Source organism: Paenibacillus sp. FSL R10-2778 (genome assembly GCF_038593035.1).
GTDB classification, from domain to species: Bacteria; Bacillota; Bacilli; order Paenibacillales; family Paenibacillaceae; genus Paenibacillus_AQ; species Paenibacillus_AQ odorifer.
In genome coordinates, this window is the sequence record NZ_CP151956.1 from 5,961,659 (window position 1) to 5,982,312 (window position 20,654).

The 20,654-nt window shown below is 42.5% G+C and carries 16 protein-coding genes; 8 read left to right on the forward strand and 8 right to left on the reverse strand.

The annotated features are described in order from the left end of the window. Positions 1-153 precede the first annotated feature (153 nt). The 7 genes from NST40_RS26640 to ascB form a co-directional block, all read right to left on the reverse strand. Positions 154-2,226 carry a penicillin-binding transpeptidase domain-containing protein gene (locus tag NST40_RS26640; protein ID WP_342410152.1) on the reverse strand — a complete coding sequence of 691 codons (2,073 nt, stop codon included), beginning with the start codon at positions 2,224-2,226 and terminating at the stop codon, positions 154-156. Between the two features lie 557 nt (positions 2,227-2,783). Then, positions 2,784-4,342, reverse strand: a protein-coding gene (locus tag NST40_RS26645) for an IS3 family transposase (RefSeq protein WP_342410153.1) whose coding sequence is annotated in 2 segments (ribosomal slippage) — positions 2,784-3,709 and positions 3,709-4,342 — 1,560 coding nt in all. Because the reading frame shifts where the segments join, the coding sequence is not laid out codon by codon here. A 105-nt stretch (positions 4,343-4,447) separates the two neighbouring features. Continuing rightward, the gene (locus NST40_RS26650) at positions 4,448-6,505 is read right to left on the reverse strand and encodes an iron ABC transporter permease (protein ID WP_342410154.1); all 2,058 of its coding nucleotides are present in this window, start codon (positions 6,503-6,505) and stop codon (positions 4,448-4,450) included. Positions 6,506-6,513: 8 nt separating this feature from the next. After that, the gene (locus tag NST40_RS26655; RefSeq protein WP_342410155.1) at positions 6,514-7,536 is read right to left on the reverse strand and encodes an iron-siderophore ABC transporter substrate-binding protein; all 1,023 of its coding nucleotides are present in this window, start codon (positions 7,534-7,536) and stop codon (positions 6,514-6,516) included. A gap of 149 nt (positions 7,537-7,685) precedes the next feature. Further along, positions 7,686-8,525, reverse strand: a complete 840-nt coding sequence (locus NST40_RS26660) for a PRD domain-containing protein (RefSeq protein ID WP_036685434.1) — start codon at positions 8,523-8,525, stop codon at positions 7,686-7,688. A 129-nt stretch (positions 8,526-8,654) separates the two neighbouring features. Next, the gene (locus NST40_RS26665) at positions 8,655-10,499 is read right to left on the reverse strand and encodes a beta-glucoside-specific PTS transporter subunit IIABC (protein WP_076277176.1); all 1,845 of its coding nucleotides are present in this window, start codon (positions 10,497-10,499) and stop codon (positions 8,655-8,657) included. A 280-nt stretch (positions 10,500-10,779) separates the two neighbouring features. After that, a complete protein-coding gene (gene ascB / locus NST40_RS26670; protein ID WP_076220000.1) occupies positions 10,780-12,192 on the reverse strand; it encodes a 6-phospho-beta-glucosidase in 1,413 nt (470 codons plus the stop codon). Between the two features lie 112 nt (positions 12,193-12,304). Between ascB and NST40_RS26675 the strand changes: the two genes are divergently transcribed. Beyond that, positions 12,305-13,273 carry a LacI family DNA-binding transcriptional regulator gene (locus NST40_RS26675; protein WP_341003837.1) on the forward strand — a complete coding sequence of 323 codons (969 nt, stop codon included), beginning with the start codon at positions 12,305-12,307 and terminating at the stop codon, positions 13,271-13,273. Positions 13,274-13,362: 89 nt separating this feature from the next. Next, complete coding sequence (locus tag NST40_RS26680; RefSeq protein WP_076098816.1) at positions 13,363-13,956, forward strand: YdeI family protein; 594 nt, start codon at positions 13,363-13,365, stop codon at positions 13,954-13,956. 220 nt (positions 13,957-14,176) lie between these two features. Here NST40_RS26680 and NST40_RS26685 read toward each other — a convergent pair whose 3' ends face one another. Further along, positions 14,177-14,887 (reverse strand): LysR family transcriptional regulator, encoded by a 711-nt coding sequence (locus NST40_RS26685; RefSeq protein WP_342410156.1) that lies wholly within the window; start codon positions 14,885-14,887, stop codon positions 14,177-14,179. 135 nt (positions 14,888-15,022) lie between these two features. Between NST40_RS26685 and NST40_RS26690 the strand changes: the two genes are divergently transcribed. The 6 genes from NST40_RS26690 (at position 15,023) to NST40_RS26715 (ending at position 20,653) form a co-directional block, all read left to right on the forward strand. Further along, positions 15,023-16,636: a carboxylesterase family protein gene (locus tag NST40_RS26690; protein ID WP_342410157.1), complete on the forward strand. Its 1,614-nt coding sequence runs from the start codon at positions 15,023-15,025 to the stop codon at positions 16,634-16,636. Between the two features lie 44 nt (positions 16,637-16,680). Beyond that, on the forward strand, positions 16,681-17,478 hold the full coding sequence (locus NST40_RS26695) for a sulfite exporter TauE/SafE family protein (RefSeq protein ID WP_076098819.1): 798 nt from the start codon (positions 16,681-16,683) through the stop codon (positions 17,476-17,478). A 281-nt stretch (positions 17,479-17,759) separates the two neighbouring features. Then, a complete protein-coding gene (locus tag NST40_RS26700; RefSeq protein ID WP_076220537.1) occupies positions 17,760-18,257 on the forward strand; it encodes a DedA family protein in 498 nt (165 codons plus the stop codon). Between the two features lie 30 nt (positions 18,258-18,287). After that, entirely contained in the window at positions 18,288-18,851 is a 564-nt protein-coding gene (locus NST40_RS26705) for a methyltransferase domain-containing protein (protein WP_341003840.1), read from the forward strand. A 31-nt stretch (positions 18,852-18,882) separates the two neighbouring features. Further along, positions 18,883-19,563 (forward strand): response regulator transcription factor, encoded by a 681-nt coding sequence (locus NST40_RS26710; RefSeq protein WP_076304971.1) that lies wholly within the window; start codon positions 18,883-18,885, stop codon positions 19,561-19,563. A 55-nt stretch (positions 19,564-19,618) separates the two neighbouring features. Then, a complete protein-coding gene (locus NST40_RS26715) occupies positions 19,619-20,653 on the forward strand; it encodes a HAMP domain-containing sensor histidine kinase (protein ID WP_341004322.1) in 1,035 nt (344 codons plus the stop codon). The last annotated feature ends 1 nt before the right edge of the window (position 20,654 follow it).

Sequence of the window (20,654 nt, forward strand, 5' to 3'; positions counted from 1 at the left end):
ATACATTTTTTTCCTAACCTTTTGACGCTCCTACTAGGATAAAAGTTTCACGCTTTATGGTTACAATATTTTAATCTGGAACCCGTTCCTTCGATCCGCCACAAACCGCTCTGTAAAAAGAAAAAGAAAGCGCGGTTTGCGCTCTCCTTTGGGTCATTCGCTGATGCTTTTATCCACATTTTTCTTCGGAATTCCATCCAATCCGTACTCCCAATCATAAGCATCAAAAATTTTTCTCGCTACAGGTGCTGCACTGCTAGATCCAAATCCGCCTTCAGGAATAACTACAGCTACAGCCAGTTTTGGATTTTCGCGTGGTGCAAAAGCTATAAATACTCCGTTATCACGGTTTATGTTTTTACTATCCGTCTGTTGTGAAGTCCCTGTTTTACGTGCAAAATCATAAGGGAAGTCACCGAAGGCACCTTTAACGTCACTGTTCATCCCTTTCTTTATTTCCCGCCAATAGGATTTATCGAAAGTAGTCACTTCATCAAGCACTTCCCGTTTGAATTTTTTGATAACCTTACCTTTGGAGTCCGTGATCTTGCTTACTAGCTGTGGTTTGATTCGTTGCCCTTCATTGGCTAGTGTAGCCGCATATTGCGCCAACTGAAGAACGGTATAACGCCCCTGCTGCCCAAAAGAAGCATACACAAGTGCAGACTGCACTGAACCCGCTTTAGCTTCAGCTTTATAATTCAAATCACCCAAGTATTCCCTTGGTAAGCCTATTCCTGTTGGAACACCCAAACCGAATTCTTTCATATAGGTGTCCCATTTATCAATACCCTTAGACTTGTATTTGTCGTACAATTTTTTCCCGATCATATCAACCATATATACGTTTGAAGATTTTTCAATTGCTGTATGAGGATACAAAGAGCCGTATACATGATTGGATGAGTTCCTTACATTAGTCTCATGTCCTTCTCTACCAAATGAGGTGATCCCTTTATCTTGATAGGTAGAAGAAGTACTTATAAAGCCCTCCTTTAAGCCAATTAACACACTCAATGGTTTTATGGTCGAACCGAGCAGCACGGTAGATTCAAAATTATGCCCTGATCTTCCTGATGAGTATGGAGTTATCGTTCCATTTTGGTAATGCTTTTCAATTTTTTTATACACCTCTGGAGAGATCGAACCCGTAGCCCAGCTGTTGGTATCATAGTCAGGCATACTTGCCATTGCAATAATATTACCTGTATCCACTTCCATGGCCACAGCGTAACCTGTTAAAGCATCCGGATGTGTTTCTCCCTGAACGGTGTGTGAGTGCAACCACTGAATCTGATCTTTAATGGCTTCTTCGGTCTTCAGCTGAATTTTTTTATTAAGGGTAGTCCAGATAGTACTTCCTTTGACCGGGGGTTCAATACTGACAATTTTTTCCGCCATATTCTGCGGATCTACGGAAACTTCCTTATAACCATTCTGTCCCCGAAGCTCCTTCTGGTATTGCAGCTCCAAGCCATCAAAGCCTACTAGCTCATCCTCTTTATAGTTAAGTCCAGGGTGCTGATTATTTTTCATCGCCTGAAGTACATCCTTATAAAGATCTAAACTAGTAGAGGATTTGAAAAATTTCACGTAGCCAACAGCTTGTACAGCCACCGTATCGGTATCATAATGCCTGCTGCTTTCCTCTATCACTTCAAGGTTTGGATATTCGTTTTTGTGTTCTAAAAAATAAGCGATTTCTTTCTTAGTTAAACCTGATTTAATTCTTCGCGCTACATAACCAGAGAGTTTTTTTGAATATAAATCCATAGACTCAAGGATCTCTTCTGTGGTTAGTTTTTTCTCATTAGGATCACCATAAGTTTCGAAGGCTTCTGCTAACTTGGTGGCGAGTACCTTTGATTTATTATTTGCCTCAGCAGTTAAGGTAACTTTTTTCGTAGTTTTATCTGTTTTTGTTGCGGTATATTCCTTATCCAAAGTAAGGTACAAAGATTGAACGGGCGTTGAGTATGCCAATTTCTCACCATCAGCAGCGAGGATATTCCCTCTCAATGCCGATAATGCCACTATTTTCGTATCCCGATTAGCCTCAGCTTCAGATAACGTAGGTCCTTCGACAAATTGCAAGACCGCAAGGCGTAGGATAATTACACAAAAAATAATAAAAGTGCTAAAGAAAAAAATATTGATTCTTAATTCACCAGAGTTGTTAATAGCTTTGCTGCCATCTTGTATACCTTTTCTGTCGAAGAGTCTCACATAATCCCACTCCTTATTTCCAAAATTCTACAACATAAGATACAAGTATAAACTAGCAAACGAAAATATACAAAATTAAGAATAATAGTTAAATAATTGTTCACGAATCGATAATATCCAATTAAAAAAGCAGCGATCCCCAGTATGGGAGAATCGCTGCTTTTTGTTTATGGGCGTTGGTGGCCTGCACCAAAAATTTGTCATTATTCGCTGAGGCTTAAGGACTCAGAAGACGTTATATGCGGATTTTTAGCCTTTGGAGCTTGGTTTCGGACTCCAGCGACGTTACTCCATAGGAAGAGGGCCAATTGGGGTACTTTTTATGCCAATAGCGACTATGCGGTCCGTTGTCACTTCAAATGTGAAATAAAGCTGCGTTTAAGTTCATCTGTGTCCGATAGCTGTTAGCGTAAGGGAGGGGAATTTTAAACAGATGAAACGATGTTTGAGGAGTTCTTGATAGAGCAAGCTCTAATTAATCAGGGGGTGCCCAGCAGCCATTTTACGGCTGATGAACTGCACCCCGTCAAGTAGACAGCAAAAAAAATAAAAGTAGTTTAAGCGGCCTTAGTCCTAAATTCAATGGGACTGAGGCCGTTTAGTTTTGCCTGTAACCGTTCGTTATTGTAAAAATGAATGTAGGTATCAATATCTGTTTGGAGTTCTTCAAAGGTCTGGTAGGAATGTAAGTAGTACTTCTCACATTTCAATGTTCCCCAGAAGGATTCCATCGGCGAATTGTCAATGCAGCAGCCTACTCGGGACATGCTTTGCTTCAGTTCTGCATCGTCCAGCATCTTTTTAAAATGCAGAGAGGTATACTGAAAACCACGGTCGCTATGGAGTAAGGTTCGGCTCTCCGGTGCTGCCTTCAAAGCTAATTCCAGTGTGTTAAAAACTAGCGAATTATTATTGGAATGACCCAGAACGTAAGCAACAATCGACTTGTCATACAGATCTTTTATTGCACTTAAATACGCCTTCTTGCCGTTTCCGTATTTGAATTCCGTTACATCCGTTACCCATTTTTGGTTTGGAGCTTCAGCCTCAAAATTACGGTTCAGCACATTCTCTGCAACCTGCTGAGGCGTGGAGCCTACATACTTCTTTCTCTTTCTGCGGATGACTGACTGGATGCCTTGGCATTTCATCAGCCGGTACACTCGCTTTGCGTTAATAGATTTATCCATTTGTCTGCGCAAATGCAGGGTCAATTGGCGATACCCAAAGGTTCGCTCCACCTTCTCATACAAGAGGAGCATAGCCTCTGTCAGTTTCTCGTTGTCAGCCTCTCGAGAACTGGGTTTGCGATTCAACCATTTGTAATAACTTGACCGTGAAATCCCTGCGATGTCACACAAAAGCCGAATGGAGCAAGATTGTTCCTGCTGAACGGCCTGAATGGCCAGGTAAATGTTCACCTGGCGAATGGTCCTTAACGTCTCCTCCTTTCGAGCTCCTCTAACTTTTTTAGAAAAGCATTCTCCGCACGCAGGCGTGCATTCTCGTATTCCAGTTTTTGCATCGCGAGTTTGTGGCGATCTGCTTCCGTAAGTTCTTCAGGCGCTTTAGTGCGTCCTCTACCGTCTCGTAACGCCTCTTCACCACCAGCTTCGTACTTCTTTACCCAGCTATATACTTGTTGGTAAGACACGTGAAAATGGCTTGCCGTCTTCGCATAGTCTTCTCTGTTCGAAAGGCAGTACAGCACGATATTTATCCGTTCCTGCCAAGTGGTTACGCGTCCTTTGGTCATAGCTTTAGTTCCTCCTGAATGAGCTGTTAAGCTGTTGCTATGACCATTATACTTCCTAATCCAGTTGGCAAGTTGGGTTGAACTTGCAATCTTATACTTGCAGATGATTTGGTTTTGCGACAATCCTCCCTCGAGATAGTCCTTAACGGCATGGAGTTTAAGTTCTGCAGAATATGTACGATTGTAGCTTCGGACTTCCAGCCCTTCGTATCCATACAATTGATAACGTTGCCGCCACTTCACTAATGAGTTTTTGGATATTCCATACTTCCGGGCCGCAGTTTTCAAACCAATGTCGCCCCGTTCAATTTCTTGGAGAATCATTAACTTTTCCAGTGCTGTAAACTTCTTTTGTTCCATAAAAATGCTCCCCATACAGCGACAGGTTTTTATTATTTCACCTGTCTACTATATGGGGAGCATATCACTGATGGGGCACCCCCTGATTTTTTCTTATAACAAAAGCTACACTTTTCTAACCTGTGACCGGTACATTAAAAACAAGAAATACGGAGCCCCGATCAGCATAATAATAAGGCCTGAAGGAATTTCTTTTGGCGCCATTATGGTTCTTCCGAGCGTATCGGCAATCACGAGCATCAAGCCGCCAAGTAATCCTGACAAAACAATCGATCGTCTCGTATGATGACCAATCATCATCCGCACCGCATGCGGCGCCATGAGCCCGAGAAAGCCAATCGTTCCCACACTTGCAACAGCTCCCGCTGCAAGCAAAACGCCGATAATCATAGCCCAGAGCCGCGTTCCTCGAACCGGCAAGCCCAATCCTGTTGAACTCTCGTCACCAAATGCCAACAAATCGCATTTTCGGCCCAAATAGTATGCAATCGGTACAAGTACAAGCAGGAATACAAATAGGATGTAAAATTGATTCCAGCTTCGTCCATAAGTCGAACCCGTTAACCAAATTAAGGAGCTACTGCTCCATAAACTTCCTTTAACGATCATGACCTGGATTCCGGCAGAGGCAATGGCAGAGACTGCGATTCCAAGCAAGATCAGAACCGATGGATTCAAGGACCTGCGCCAAGCCATAAAAAAGACAAAAGCTGCAGCCAGTGCCCCACCCACGATTGCGGCAAGCGGAACGGCAAATACCGTCAATGCTGGCCAAACGATCATTACGGCCAAAGCACCAAAGCCAGCCCCTGAGGTCACACCAATAATAGAAGCATCTGCCAGTGGATTTCGAACAGCACTCTGAATCAGTACACCACTGATTGCAAGTGCGATCCCTCCTGCAGCAGCTACGAGTGTACGGGGAAGCCGTAAATTCAGCAGGACGGAATAGGATTGATCCCCCCTATGGAACAGACTGCTTAGCAATTCGCTGATCGGTATTTTTGTTCCCCCAAACGATAAGCTTACAAGGATAATAACAATGAGCAGCACGGCCATAAATATAGCCGTCGGCACAAAGCGCAGACGCAGCCCCGCTCCACCGATGCTCATCGATGATTGGGCAGAACCTGAGCCCGATATATTTTTCATCTTGGTGAGTACCAGCCAAATGAGCCATGGTGCTCCAATAATCGCCATAACTGCACCAACAGGCATTTCACCCACACTGCTTCGCACTACACGCGCAAGCGTATCCGCTGCCGTGATGAGCAGTGCTCCCCACAACGCGCTTGCAGGAATGAGCAGGCGATGCTTGCGAATCCCACTAAGCCGGACAAGATGAGGAGCCACTAAGCCGACGAAGCCAATCGGTCCGACCACACTGACTACAACCGCGGCCATTAATACCGATAGGCCAAGACCCGTCGCCCGAATTAACCCTACTCGCTGTCCAAGAGAACGGGCGGTTGACTCATCGAGTTCTAGCGCATCAAATTGTCTGCCGGCAAATATCGCTGCCAATAGCAGCACTACGACAAAAGGCCAGGCATATATAACACCGTCCCAATCCAACTGGATTAGGGAACCTGAACCCCATAAAAACAGATTTTGAGTTTCTGTTCTTTTAAAAATATGTATGGCCGATGTAAACGCTCCGAGCACCATGGAGACGATCATACCTGACAAAGCCAGCCGAACAGGTGTGGCCGCCTTGCCTCCACTCAATAAATAAGCGGCTAAAGCAGCAAGTAGTCCCCCTGCAACTGCGAGCAAAAATGGAAACTCATGCTGCAAAGCAGGAAAAGCTACCATACCAAGAACGACCATAAAGTAGGCCCCGGCATTAATCCCAAGTGTATCTGAGGAAGCAAGCGGGTTCTTCGTTATAGTTTGCAATAATGCCCCAGCCACAGCCAGAGCAGCCCCGGCCAGCAGACCAATAACTGTACGTGGCATGCGGATATCCCAGAGCAGATTATGTTCCATTATATCTTGGCGATTCAGCAAGCCATCTATTACAGTAGCTGCAGGGATCTTGGCTTCCCCAAAGCCTAAACTTAAAACGAACAGAATGAAGAGGACGGCAAAGCCGCCCCCAAATATTCCAATGATCCGCCAGTTCATGCCGATAGAGGCTTCTTTGCTACTCTTTTCGTTCATAACCGCACTCATTTCGTTAATGTATTTACAACTTCATCCACGATAACTTTGGAGGAGATCGGACCGCCGAACACCCAAGTAGTACTGCTCAATCCGAAGGTGCGATTCTCTTTCACAAAGTTAAGGCCATTCCAAACGGAATTATCCTTCAGTTCTTTCGTGAAAATATTATCATCCTCTTGGACGATATAGATCAGATTTGTATCCTGAACCGCAGGCAATGCTTCAACTGTAGAGGTGCTGAATCCGTAAACTTCGAAATTTTCAGGTTTCCAGTCGTTTTTCAGACCGATCCGATCCAAAGTTTGTACCGCAAGTGAATTATCTGTAAAAAGACGCATCGTTGCTGCATTCTGGTAGCTGTATGCTTGTGTCAGTACATAGTTCAAGCCTTCTTTGCCTGCATCAGCCAGCTTTGCCTTTGCATCTGCATAATGTGCATCCAAATCATCAAGAACCTTATCGGCTTCTGCTGTTTTACCTACTGCCGCTGCAATTGTTTTGAAAGTATCTTCCATCAGTGTGTACTGATTACCTTCTCCTTCATTCGGATACAAGCCGAAAATCAATGTTGGAGCGATACTTTTAAGTTGATCATAGATTCCTTCATGCCCACCCGTATTGGCAATAATCAGATCAGGCTTTAATGAAGCAATTGTCTCCAGATCTGGCTCGTCACGGGAACCAACATCAGTCACGTTTGCATCAAGCGGTGCTTCAGAAGTCACATACAGCTTATAGTTTTCGTTATCTGCGTTACCTACTGGCTGCACTCCCAGTGCAATAACATCCTCCGTAAAGGTCCATTCCAATACCACAACTCTTTGCGCAGGTTTGTCCAGCGTAATCTCACCTTTAGAATCCTTTAAAACAATAGGACCGCTTGTAGATTCACTGCCCGCGTTTTCAGCAGCTGGTTTATCAGTTGCTCCCGCGTTCGATGTTGAATTGTTCTTTTGGTTAGTACCACAGCCTGATACGACCAATATAATAGCAACAACCATAAATAAACTAATTAACTTTTTGTGCATTTACTTTATCCCCCTGGATTCAACGTTCGAAGTTTATTCTATGATAACAGTTATCAATCTATTGATAATGATTATCATAGAAAACATATTAGTAATCTTATACGCGATTCTCCTGAAAGTCAAAGTTAAAATTTAATGCTTAACCGTCTCTACTCCATGATCTGGTTTGTAATTCTTTCAATGTGTATGGTCAGATACAGCATTTCATCATTTGTTAACTCCCGATTATATGTTTTATCAATATAGATTTTAATTTTCTCAACGCTTGCGAAAGCTTCCTTATACTGCTGCTTTACCAAAATAAATAAGCCATTCTCATTATCAGGAGGTGGAGTACCGTTGATGAGACGTTGTGCAAAAAATTTCAAATGAGTGATAAAACGGTAATAAGCAAGGGACTCCTCGTCGTACTCTAGCCTGAAATGGCGCTTCACGATATTTAGGATGTCGTTCATGATCTTGGTGATATTCACCATGTTAGGCATCTCTTCATTTAGTTCTGCATTCACCAGATGGAGCGCAATATGTCCGGCCTCATCTTCGGGAAGTCTGACTCCGAGCTTGGAATGTATAATTTGAAGCGCAGCTTTCCCAACCTCATATTCTTCTTTATAGAATCTTTTGATTTCCCAAAGCATGGCGTTTTTAATCTTCATCCCTTTTGAGAATCTCTCCAGCGCAAAACTGATATGATCTGTCAGACTAACATAAATACTGTCATCCAGCATTTTACCGAGCTGCAGTTTGGCGAAGTTAATAATCTCTTCTGAGAGCTCCATGTGCTCGATTGGAATCTCGGAAAGCAGCGTTTTTAGCTTATCTGAAAGTTTTTGATTACTTAAAGTGAATATCTTTTCAATTTTATCTTCTTCTAAAAAGTCTCCACGTTTTTTCTTAAAGGCCAGTCCTCTTCCCATAACTACTAGTTCAAAATTTTGGTCATCTATGACAGTAACAACATTGTTGTTTAACACTTTTTCGATCCGCATATTACAGCTCCTTACCTTTTCATTTTACGAAGCTAGCACTTTTTTATAGTATTCTATAATAAAAAATCGATCTCTAAGTAGCAGTACTAAGAGATCGATTCCATTCATACCTTATGACTCTTCAATAGATCACACTACAACAGTCAGCAAATCTTCACCCGGTGTAATAACTGTTTTATTGGTACCAATCACATCACTATAATTAGCCGTATTGGTAATAATTATCGGTGTTGTGCATTGATAACCTTCATTTTTTATTTGTTCAAAATCAAACTCAATCAATAGATCACCCTGTTTAACGGTTGCTCCTTCTTGCACCTTCACATCAAAGTATTTACCTTTTAGCTTCACGGTTTCTATACCGATATGAATCAAGACCTCAACACCCTCATCCGATACTACCGCAATACAATGACCTGTTCTGAAAATAGTGGATACAACTCCACTTACCGGTGAATAAAGCTTACCTTCTGTGGGTTCAATTGCAATCCCCTTGCCCATTGCTTCAGAAGCAAAGGCAGCATCATCTACTGAGGTTAACGGGATTACGTTACCAGCCAAAGGGCTTACAACGGTTGAACTTTTAACGGCGTGAGGGAGGATAACCCCGCTTTTTTCAGTATTCGTTTTTTCTTCTACAATATTCACTTTCTTTTTATCTTCATAACCAAATACCATGGTAATTACCATAGCCAATACAATGGTCACACCTGCTATAATCGCTTGAACGACCAGCGGAGAGAATGCGGGAAGACTTAATACGCTCACAAATGCGAAGACTTCCATCTTCACTTTGAAAAGACCACTAAGTGCTCCACCTACACCGCCGGCAATGGTTACATAAATGAAAGTCCGTTTGTAACGAGTCAGCAAACCGTAAATAATAGGTTCTGTTACACCGGAAAGCGCGCCTGGTATAAATGTACTGCCGGCCAATGTTTTCAACTGTTTGTCCTTTGTTTTCAGGAAGATACCCAACGCTACACCCAGCTGCGCGAAGATGGCCATGCCGGCCATTGCATATATTGGATCTCCACCCTTAGCAATGTTCTCAAGAATAATTGGCACAAGTCCCCAGTGCAATCCGAGTACAGTCAAATACGTCCAAGCTATTCCCACAATTGCCCCTGTAACAATACCGCTTTTCGTACTGAGGAACAAAATAGCGTCTCCAATTAAATTCCCTACATTCACGCCAAACGGTCCGAAAGCCAAAATAGTTAACGGAACAATGACAATCAAACATAGCATAGGGACCAAGAACATCTGCAAATCCTTGTGTATAAACTTTCTTAGCTGCTTATCCAATAAAGCGTATATACAGATGGCGATAAAAATCGGAAACACGCTTGATGAATAGTCCGAAATTACTAAAGGAATACCTAAAAAATGTGGAGATTCAACACTTGCTAATCCCGTAATATTAGGTTCAAGTAAAGCCGCACCGATACTACCACCCACATAAGCATTAACACCCAGCCTAATCGATAACGTAATTCCTAAGAAAATGGGTAGAAAATAAAACACAGCATTACTAGCGCCGGCTAATACTTTGTAAGTTTCACTATCCGCACTTAGAACATGTAACGAAGCAAGTACGGTTAATAGCGCTTTCAACATACCCGCACCTGCTAAAGCACCAATCAGAGGCGAAAAGCTTCTAGAAATAACATCAAAAATCAGAGTCCCTATAGGTTTCTTTACCTTGTTCTCGCCAGAGTCACTGTTAGGGGATATGGATTTGGCAATTTCTTTATACACATCAGCAACATGGGTACCCACTATAACTTGAAACTGTCCCCCTTTGCTAACTACCCCAATAATCCCTTTCATTTTTTCCAAATTTTCTTTATCAGCTTTTTGCTCATCGTTAAGTGTGAATCTTAGTCGCGTGGCACAATGAATCACATTGTTAATATTTTTCTCCCCACCGACAGATTGAATAATGTCTTTACTTAGCTGTTCATAACTCATTTTTATACACCCCTTTGTAACAGATCAATTAATCACGGTTATCAGGGAACACAAAAAAACCTAAATCACATCTATGTACGAGAGAGATTATCCCCGTAATCATAAATGAAACTTAGGTTTTGCCTGCTATGCAGTAGCAATCCTGATATCCGATTAATTTATTATTTACAAATTAACATGTTCAATTAATGATGTCAACAATAAACCACGGTCTGTATAATATTGGATAACAAAAAAAGCCCTGATAGATCAAGAATATCTTGATTATCAGGACTTTTTTTTAGAACAGGCTTTGTCCGTTGGATTCAATTACTTCTTTGTACCAGTGGAAGGACTTCTTACGGTATCTCTCCAGTGTACCTGAACCATCATCATGACGATCTACATAAATGAAACCATAACGTTTCTTCAGCTCGGCGCTTGTTGCGCTAACCAAGTCGATGCAGCCCCAGCTTGTGTATCCCATAACTTCCACGCCATCAGCAATAGCTTCCGCTACTTGAACCAAATGATCTTGCAAATAATTGATCCGGTAATCGTCGTTTACGATCTTCTCACCGTTCCCGTCTACAACCAGCTGATCGACGGCGCCAAGGCCATTTTCCACGATAAACAGCGGTTTTTGGTATCGGTCATAGAACATATTCATCACATAACGCAAGCCCTGCGGATCGATCTGCCAACCCCATTCGCTCGCTTCCAGATACGGATTCGGTACCCCGCCCAGCAGGTTTCCTTCTCCTCTGATCTGTTTCTCCGGATCAGCCGTTTCACATGTGCTCATATAGTAACTGAACGATATGAAATCCACGGTATGCTTCAGAATTTCCTCGTCCCCTGGCTCGAAATGAATGTGAATTCCATTTTCCTTAAAGAACCGTTTCATATAGCCTGGATAATAACCTCTGCTATGAACATCCGCAAAAAACATATTTTTGTGATCACTTTGCATCGCCTTGATCAAGTCGTCCGGATGCGGAGTGAGCGGATAAATTGGCATGCTCAGCACCATGCAGCCTATTTTGAAATCAGGATTGATCTCATGACCGATTTTTACCGCCAAAGCACTTGCAATGAACTCATGGTGAATGGCCTGATACAGATCCTGCTTACTCAATTTTTCCAATGGAGTATTGATTCCGCCACTCATAAATGGGAACTCTAGGATAGAATTGATCTCATTAAAGGTCAGCCAGTATTTGACCTTGTTCTTGTAACGATTAAAGATCGTTCTCACATAACGCTCGTAAAATTCCACCATCTTACGGTTAACCCATCCATCATACTCTCGTGCCAAATGCAGCGGGGTCTCATAATGGGAGATCGTAACTAGCGGTTCGATGCCGTATTTATGACACTCGTCGAACAGGTCGTCGTAGAACTGCAAGCCCTGTTCATTCGGCTCCAGCTCGTCCCCTTTCGGGAAAATCCGGGACCAGGCAATAGACGTCCGGAATACTTTAAAGCCCATTTCCGCAAACAGCTTAATATCTTCTTTATATCGGTGATAGAAATCGATACCAATCAACTTCATGTTATCGTCGGTAGGAACTTCTGTAGGCGCAGACTTAATGCCATGCGGCATGACATCTTGGGTAGACCAGCCTTTGCCATCATCCTGATATGCCCCTTCAAGCTGGTTAGCGGCTACAGCCCCACCCCATAGGAATCCTTCTGGAAATTGTAAGTTCATATTTCTTCCCGCCTTTGCTATTGTGATAGTATAGGTTTACTGCTCTAATCCGAATCCTAAACCTTGGAACGCGTTACATGTCAAGGATTAATCTTGCAAAGGAGATAAGCCGATGTCCACACTTGACGAAATTGCTAAGCTGTCGGGCTTTTCCAAAGCTACGGTATCCCGAGTCCTGAACGATTCTCCCCATGTCAGCAAGGAAACTAGGGAGAAAATTCTCGCCATTATGAAAGAGACGGACTATGTTCCCAATCGGAATGCCATATCTTTATCCAAAGGCCAAACCCAGCAAATCGGCATGATTACCTTAGACCTCAACGAGCTTATTTTGTGCTTCATGAACAGCTTCGTCGAAATTTCCGGCCGTTACGGGTACCAGACGATTATTTATACCACCGGTGGAGATAAGCAAAAGGAACTTCAGGCCTTCGAGGATCTCAAACAAAAAAGAGTCGACGCCCTGCTTATTCTGACCGCTGTTAACGATAAAAATGTCATAACTTCCTACTGCAAATACGGCCCGATTGTGTCTTGGCAACGCATGGACCATCCTGAAATACCGTCAGTTGCCATGAACCAATATGATGGATATGCACTCGCTCTAGAGCATTTGATAGAGCGGGGTTATACGCGTATCGCTAATGCTTTTGGCCGCCCAAGCAGCATAAATACCCAGAGTAGACGACTAGCTTATGAGCAAATCATGACCAAATATAATCTTCCCATCGTTGAGAAATGGTATTACTCCACGATTTATGGAATCCGTGACGGAGAGCAATTGGTGCGAACCCTAATTGGACAACCCGATCAGCCGGATGCCATTCTGTGCTCCAATGATTTGGTGGCGGTGGGCGTTCTGAGCGAAGCACGTAGACAGCAGCTGGATGTGCCCGGTGATCTAGCCATCATTGGTTTTGATAATTCGGAGCTGTCACAGACACTCGGAATTACCACTGTTCGGAATCCGATTGCGGGACAGGCGGAGAACGCCTTTCTTCTGCTGGCTCCAACCCTGCTTGGACTGGATATGGAGCTGCAGCCCCTATCGTTCCAACTGATCGAACGGGAGACAACATAGGTTGCCCATTCTCAGAAGATTCCGACTGTACATTCCATAAAAAAACAGTAAAATTGTATTGAAAATTTTGATGAAGATAGGTGTTTTTTATGACAAATAATGTATTGAATCCTAGGGTTGATAAATTCTTAAGTAAAGCGAAACAATGGCGGGAAGAATATGAGCAGTTGAGAACGATCGTGCTTGATTGCGGGCTGACCGAAGATTATAAGTGGATGCATCCATGTTACACATTTGATGATAAAAACATAGTATTAATTCATGGATTTAAAGAATATTGTGCGCTTCTCTTTCACAAAGGTGCCTTGTTACAGGATCCCAATGGGATTCTAATTCAACAAACAGAAAATGTGCAGGCAGCGCGCCAAATTCGGTTTACGAATGTGCAACAAATCGTTGAAATGGAAGCTGTTCTGAAAGCCTACATTCAAAATGCCATAGAAGTTGAAAAAGCGGGTTTGGAAGTCGAATTAAAAAAGAAAGAGGATTACCTCATTCCTGAAGAGCTTCAGACCAAATTCGCTGAACTTCCTGGCTTGAAAACTGCTTTTGAAGCCTTAACGCCTGGACGGCAAAACGCATATATTTATCATTTTTCTCAAGCGAAACAATCCAAAACCCGCGTATCCCGAATTGAAAAATTCATCCCGCAAATCCTTGAGGGTAAGGGATTAAATGATTAGCGTTGCTGACAATGAGTCAATTAAGCCTTAGGGTTTATTGGCTCTTTTTTTAAATTGTCTTCTTTTAACTGCTTGTAATAATCCTCAACAAAGGCCTTGAACTTTTTAGCGACATTAGTCATGTACCGGTTGGTATACCATGAGATTTCAATGGTGCGGGTACTTATGGGTTCTTCAATGGGAAGAAGCACAACAGAGGATCCTTGAGAACCCCCCCAAGTTACAGCGGGGATAAAAGAACCCCTAGTCCCGAACGGACTAGACTGCGTACCATCGAAGGCTCATCGCATTCATAAATGATACGCGGAGCAAATCCGGCGGCGTGACAGAGAGAATCCGTCGTTTCGCGCAGCAGCTTGCCTATTTTCAAACTAATAAAACCGTCTTCCGCGAGTTCATTCAGACGTACACTTTTACGGGTTGCGAGCCTGTGCTCATTAGGAACCGCCAGCAGGATTTCTTCCGTTAATACCGGTGTGGACACTGTTCCTGGAATCTTGAGCGGAGTAGAAGAAATACACAAATCAAAAGCCGGATAACGTGAGATCTCCTGATCCTGCTGCAATAGCTTGAATTGAGCTTCCGGGTACTTCTGACGAAATAATGTGATCATATCCGGAAGCAAATAGGAACCCGCTTGGATAAAAATCACTACAGTTCCTGTGGGTCGCTCAGACAAGTCCAATAGCTCTGTTTTCCCCTCCTCTAACGTTTGTAGGGCTAAATCAACTTTCACAAGAAACCGCTTTCCATATTCATTTAATCGAATGTATTTTCCTGTGCGATCAAACAATTTGACGTTTAATTCGCCCTCAAGATTTTTGATCATTTTACTAATAGCAGGCTGTGAGATTTGGAGTATTTCGGCTGCCAGGGTCATATTCTCAAGCTTTGCAACCGTTTGAAAGTACCGAAGCGAAAGTAAATCCAACGAAACCACCCTCTTCTATAACCTTAGAGTTATGTATTTTATATATAATAATATATTTTTCATCATCATAGCAGAACACTATAATAAAGAGAATTAAAAATACATAAGAATCTGCAGGAGAAAGGGGAACTATAAATGAGCACACGAGAACCCATGGAAGAAATTATTACAGTCTCCAGTGGTCAGCTTAAGGGCATACGTCTGCCAGCACTTGGGGCGATCGCATGGTTAGGGATTCCTTATGCGGAACCTCCCATAGATAAGCTCAGATGGAAAGCACCGCGTGAGATAGAACCTTGGACAGGTGTATTGCCTGCATGCCATTTTAATAATAGCAGTGTCCAATTCATTCAAGGGGAACCTGGCGGCAGTGAAGATTGCCTCTTTTTGAATATTTGGCGACCGGATCATGCCGAGGCAGGCTTACCCGTATTCGTCTTCCTCCACGGCGGCGGAAATATTGGGGGTTCGGGACGGGATTTTCAAGGTGGAGAATTGGCGTGTAAGACAAATAGTATAGTGGTTACAGTGAATTACCGTTTAGGAGCAATGGGATTTTTCCGGCATCCCTCACTACGAACCGGGGACCCCTTGGATGACTCAGGAAATTACGGTCTCCTCGATGTTCTTCATGCGCTAAAGTGGCTGCACAATAACATTGTTTGCTTTGGGGGAAATCCAGGGAACATAACATTAGGGGGCCAGTCTGCAGGTGCAAGAAATGCATTAGCTGCTTACCTTTCACCGCTGGGCAGAGGGCTCTTTCATAAGCTTTTTATTATGAGCGGAGGTTTAACAACGGCTGTTACGGAGCAAAGCGAAGAAAAAGCAGATGACATTTTAACAGAGTTATTAATAAAAACAGGAATGGTCAGCACTCAAGATGAGGCAAGAGTATGGATTTCCACACAATCTGCGGATAAGATTTCTGCCTTCCTATATCGTCAGAATGCCTTTCACTTTGTCAAAATCATTCGTGAGACGGGGCTTCAGATGGCCGCTTTTCCCCATTTGATCGAAGATGGCACGGTCATTCCTATTGGTGGCTTCGACAATCTAAATAACCGCGAGCACCCTTCCCTGCCGATCATCCTTGGCAGCACTGCCAGCGAATTCTCCGAGTTTACTTTATGGGATACTCATTTCTTCTCCCTAGTGCAAAAGGAAGAGTTAGCCGGAAATCTGGAAGAAAAGAAGCTCTATGAAGCTGCAGTCCAATATGGGAGCGATCTGTATGCAGAATTTAATGTAGAGCAGACTACAGAGATATTATTAAGTGCGAGCCCGAAGATGCCCATCTATGCTTACCGCTTCGCCTGGGGGTTAAGAGACGGAGTGATCGATCCTTATATCCGTTTTCTTATGGGTGCCCCGCATGGTGCAGACATTCCCTTCTATACAGGTGACTTTTCCGGTGTCCAGGAAAGATTTCCTGCGGATGTAATTTCCGAGCATAACGAGCCTGGGCGTAACATGCTCTCTTCCCTAATGAGGGACTATTTACGGCATTTCCTATATACCGGTAATCCTAATGCTGAGGGACAACCTGCTTGGCAACGATACACCCCTAATCCCCGGTCTGCGGAAATTCTCTGGTTAGATGCTAGCCAGGATCAAACTATTGTTCAATCCGTCTGCAAACTTGTAAAAAAAGATATCGTGTCCCAAATGGACAATGATCCCCGTTTAGCAGCAGAACAGCGCAATTGGCTAAAAAACAATTTATTTGCGGGACGTTTTTTCTGGTAAGATAAATGATTGTAGAATTCACGTAGAGGAAGGAACATGCTGTTGTGCTAACTTACTTACTGCTCTTAGTCATCGGGCTAGCAGCTGGCATTTCCGGTTCATTGGTCGGACTTGGCGGCGGGTTCATCGTTGTGCCTGCGTTGGCTTTCCTTTTTCCTGATATGGAGCCTTCACATCTGGCTGGAACATCAATGGCGATGCTGCTTTTCAACTCCATCTCAAGTACTTATGTGTACGCAAAGCAGAAGAGAATCGATTATCAAGCAGCGCTCACCTTTGCCGCCGTTTCGATTCCGGGTTCAGTAATAGGTGCACTCTTTACCAAGCAAATGGGCGGGAGAATGTTTTTCGTAAGCTTCGGTATTTTCTTAATCCTTGTCGCTTTATTGCTCTTGTTCAAGCCGAACAAACCCATCCATTGGCCTTTCAAACCAACCGTGAAGCGAAGCTTTTCCGATAATAGCGGTGCTCATTTCGAATATGCTTATCATATGCCTACCGGCATAATCATCAGTTTTCTCGTTGGCTTTGTAGCAAGCCTATTTGGGATTGGCGGCGGGAGTCTTATGGTTCCGACAATGACCTTACTTCTCGGCTTTGCCCCCCATATCGCTGTTGCAACTTCTATGCTTCAAATTTTCCTGTCAGCTATCGTAAGCACCACAACACATGCCTTTTTATTGAATGTTGAATGGTTTATGGTGTTAGCCCTAGCACCTGGCGCAATTATCGGCGGTCAAATTGGCGCACGCCTGGCAAAACGCCTTCCTGCCAAGCTGCTTTTAAAGCTATTAGCCGTTTTTCTCATCATCGTTTCGCTTCGTTTGATGATGAAAGGGTAGGTCATTATGTAAAAAGTCCTGATGGATCAAGAGTTTCTTGATCCATCAGGACTTTTTTATTGTGACTGTGGGACTGATCCCTTGATATCAACGATATTTCAAAGTGCAGGGCAGAAACGAATCCCCTTTTCTATCATAATGTGCCCCCTATGGATAAGAGAGACTTGGCCAATCCTATCGAATTGTAAGTCTCTTCAGGATTTCTTTAGAATTCCCCCACCTAATTCCTCAGTTTTTTTAGTTAAGATTTCTGTATTGAAGTAAGCGAAGGAGGTGGCATATTGGCCAGTAATACGATCTTAGAGCTAATCAATCAGTATGGATATCTGATTTTTTATCTTGCTTTCACGTTAGGCCCTTTTGGAATTCCAATCCCTAATGAAATTACAATCCTCACTGGAGCTACCCTAAGCCACATGGGGATTATCAATTCCTGGATGACTTATTTCTGCATTTTATCAGGGCTATTAACGGCCTTTACGGTTGCCTACTTTGCAGGTAAATTCTTTGGGCAAAAGCTGAAGTGCAAATTTGAAGCTAATAGACATTTTAAAAAAGCAGAGCAGATTCTAAAAAAACGTGGGCGTACAGCTATGTATATCGGCATGTTTATTCCAGTTGTACGTTACATCATTCCCATGTTGATCGGGCTCAGCGGTACAAGCTATAAACGATTTGCCCTTATTTCATATCCCAGTGCTTTAAGTTGGACCTTACTGTTCTTTTTTGTAGGAACGTACTTTGGAGATCACATCCTATCAAAATTAATAAACATCTAAATCAATTCTAAAATTATGGAGGAATTCCGAATGAGCTTCAATGAAAAACTCTTATTTTTAAGAAGTTTTATTCATGATCCAAAACAGGTAGGCAGTGTTACCCCGAGTTCCCGGTTTCTGGCACACAGCATGGTTAACCAAGCCCCTTGGCATGAAGTTAAAGCAGTCGCTGAACTTGGATCAGGTACAGGTGCAATCACCCGTGTAATCAATACTAAGGTAACTAGTACAACGAAAGTGTTACTATTTGAGATGGATAAAACCATGAGGCATAACCTGAAGACAAGCTATCCGGACTTTTCCTGTTATCATAATGCTGCTAGTTTAGTAGAAACAATTAAAAGTTCACATATTCATCAGTTGGATTGTATTTTTAGTGGGCTGCCCTTTTTCAATTTTGAGCCCGAATTAAGAAATACATTGGTTGAACAGATCTACCAATCCCTTAAACCTGAGGGATTATTTATTGCCTTTCAGTATTCACTTCAAATGAAGAAGCAACTCTCCGAAAATTTTAATATTGATACAATAAAATATGTGCCATTTAATTTTCCTCCCGCTTTCGTCTACGTCTGTCGTAAAAGGGAAACATAATAAAATAAATATAGAAGAGGGGCAGCGTCCATTGAATACAATTCTTGTTGCAGATGATGATTCTGAAATTCGAGATGTGATTCATGTTTATTTAAGAAATGAAGGTTACCAAGTGCTTGAAGCTGCAGATGGTCAAGAGGCATTGAGTACAATACAAACAACTTCCATTCAATTAGTTATCCTGGATGTCATGATGCCTCAAATGGACGGTATCACAGCCTGTCTCAAAATTAGGGAAATATCAAACATCCCAATTATTATGCTCTCAGCCAAGCAAGAGGACATTGATAAAATCACAGGTCTAACTACCGGGGCAGATGATTACATGATCAAACCGTTTAATCCACTGGAACTACTGGCCCGTGTAAAAGCTCAGTTACGGCGTCAGTCCTTAATTGGAAAGGAAGAATTCAACTCTCTGCTTATAATTAAAAACCTGATCATAGATAAAAATAAACATTCCGTAAAGTTAAATGGAATGGAAGTTTCATTAACTCCACTAGAGTTTGCGATATTAACCCTGCTTGCAAGCCGGCCTGGGCAAGTTTATAGTTCGGAGCAAATTTACGAGAGTGTATGGAAAGAGCCTTACGGATATTCTGACAATACCGTAATGGTTCATATTCGTAACTTAAGAGAAAAATTAGAAGAAAATCCAAGAGAACCTCTGTATATTAAGACAGTCTGGGGAGTTGGTTACAAAGTTGATTAAAATCATACGAAATCTACAAATAAATAAACGCATTCAATCCAATATCTTAATCAGGATGGTGTTGAGTTTCATAATTACCATTGCGATAAATACCTCACTTAGCATCTTGTTCTTTCATTTTGGAAATGCAACAAAATTGGATTGGGTGTTCAATTTTCTTGCCTACCTTCTTACTCCGATGTTTTTCATTATTTTCGTTATTACATTTTTTACATTGACCCGGCGAATCGTCAAAGATTTAATTGCGCTGGAACAAGGACTTCAGATTATATCCGAAGGTAATTTGAGTTATCGGGTAAATGTTGTGCGCCAAGATGAACTAGGACTGGTGGCTTTGAACATCAACCGGATGGCAGAGCGCTTAGAGCAACAGATCATCAAGGAACGCGAAATAGAAAAATCCAAGATGGAGATGATCACGGGGATTTCACACGACTTACGTACCCCTCTTACAAGTATTATCGGGTATATTGAGCTTTTACGTACAGAATCGTACCAAGATAAAAAAGAATACACACGTTTTATTCAAAACACCTATAACAAGGCGCTTCATTTGAAGAAACTCCTCGATGATTTGTTTGAATATACCCGACTTAATTCGGTGGACTCCCGTTTAAATCTGGAGAGAATCGATTTGTCACAGCTTTTGAATCAATTATTGTTCGAATTCGAACCAATCGCTCAAGAAAACAATGTGCATCTTATAAAAGATATAGATAAGAGTCCAATCATCACCTTAATCGACAGTGAGAAAATAGCCAGAGCCATAGATAATCTACTTATGAACGCCTTAAAATATTCCATCAGCCCGGGAAGCATTAGCATACGAATTACAACTGATTCTGTACACTGTACCATTGAGATTGAAAATAAAGGAACTCCCCTCTCACAGGATCAAGAAAACCGTCTATTTGACCGATTTTATAAGGTTGACCACTCAAGAAAAAGCCAGGGAATTCAAACCGGAGCAGGACTTGGTCTTTCGATAGCTAGGAATATTGCTGAGTTGCACAAGGGTACTTTAACGCTTAAACACACTCATGACGTCTTCACATTCCAACTGAGATTGCCTTTCGGAGAGGATTGCTAAT

Excerpts from the sequence above, each read along its gene's own strand:
- NST40_RS26650 (WP_342410154.1), bottom strand. The coding sequence starts at position 6,505 with ATGAACGAAAAGAGTAGCAAAGAAGCCTCTATCGGCATGAACTGGCGG.
- NST40_RS26655 (WP_342410155.1), bottom strand. The coding sequence starts at position 7,536 with ATGCACAAAAAGTTAATTAGTTTATTTATGGTTGTTGCTATTATATTG.
- NST40_RS26660 (WP_036685434.1), bottom strand. The coding sequence starts at position 8,525 with ATGCGGATCGAAAAAGTGTTAAACAACAATGTTGTTACTGTCATAGAT.
- NST40_RS26665 (WP_076277176.1), bottom strand. The coding sequence starts at position 10,499 with ATGAGTTATGAACAGCTAAGTAAAGACATTATTCAATCTGTCGGTGGG.
- ascB (WP_076220000.1), bottom strand. The coding sequence starts at position 12,192 with ATGAACTTACAATTTCCAGAAGGATTCCTATGGGGTGGGGCTGTAGCC.
- NST40_RS26675 (WP_341003837.1), top strand. The coding sequence starts at position 12,305 with ATGTCCACACTTGACGAAATTGCTAAGCTGTCGGGCTTTTCCAAAGCT.
- NST40_RS26680 (WP_076098816.1), top strand. The coding sequence starts at position 13,363 with ATGACAAATAATGTATTGAATCCTAGGGTTGATAAATTCTTAAGTAAA.
- NST40_RS26690 (WP_342410157.1), top strand. The coding sequence starts at position 15,023 with ATGAGCACACGAGAACCCATGGAAGAAATTATTACAGTCTCCAGTGGT.
- NST40_RS26705 (WP_341003840.1), top strand. The coding sequence starts at position 18,288 with ATGAGCTTCAATGAAAAACTCTTATTTTTAAGAAGTTTTATTCATGAT.
- NST40_RS26715 (WP_341004322.1), top strand. The coding sequence starts at position 19,619 with ATGGTGTTGAGTTTCATAATTACCATTGCGATAAATACCTCACTTAGC.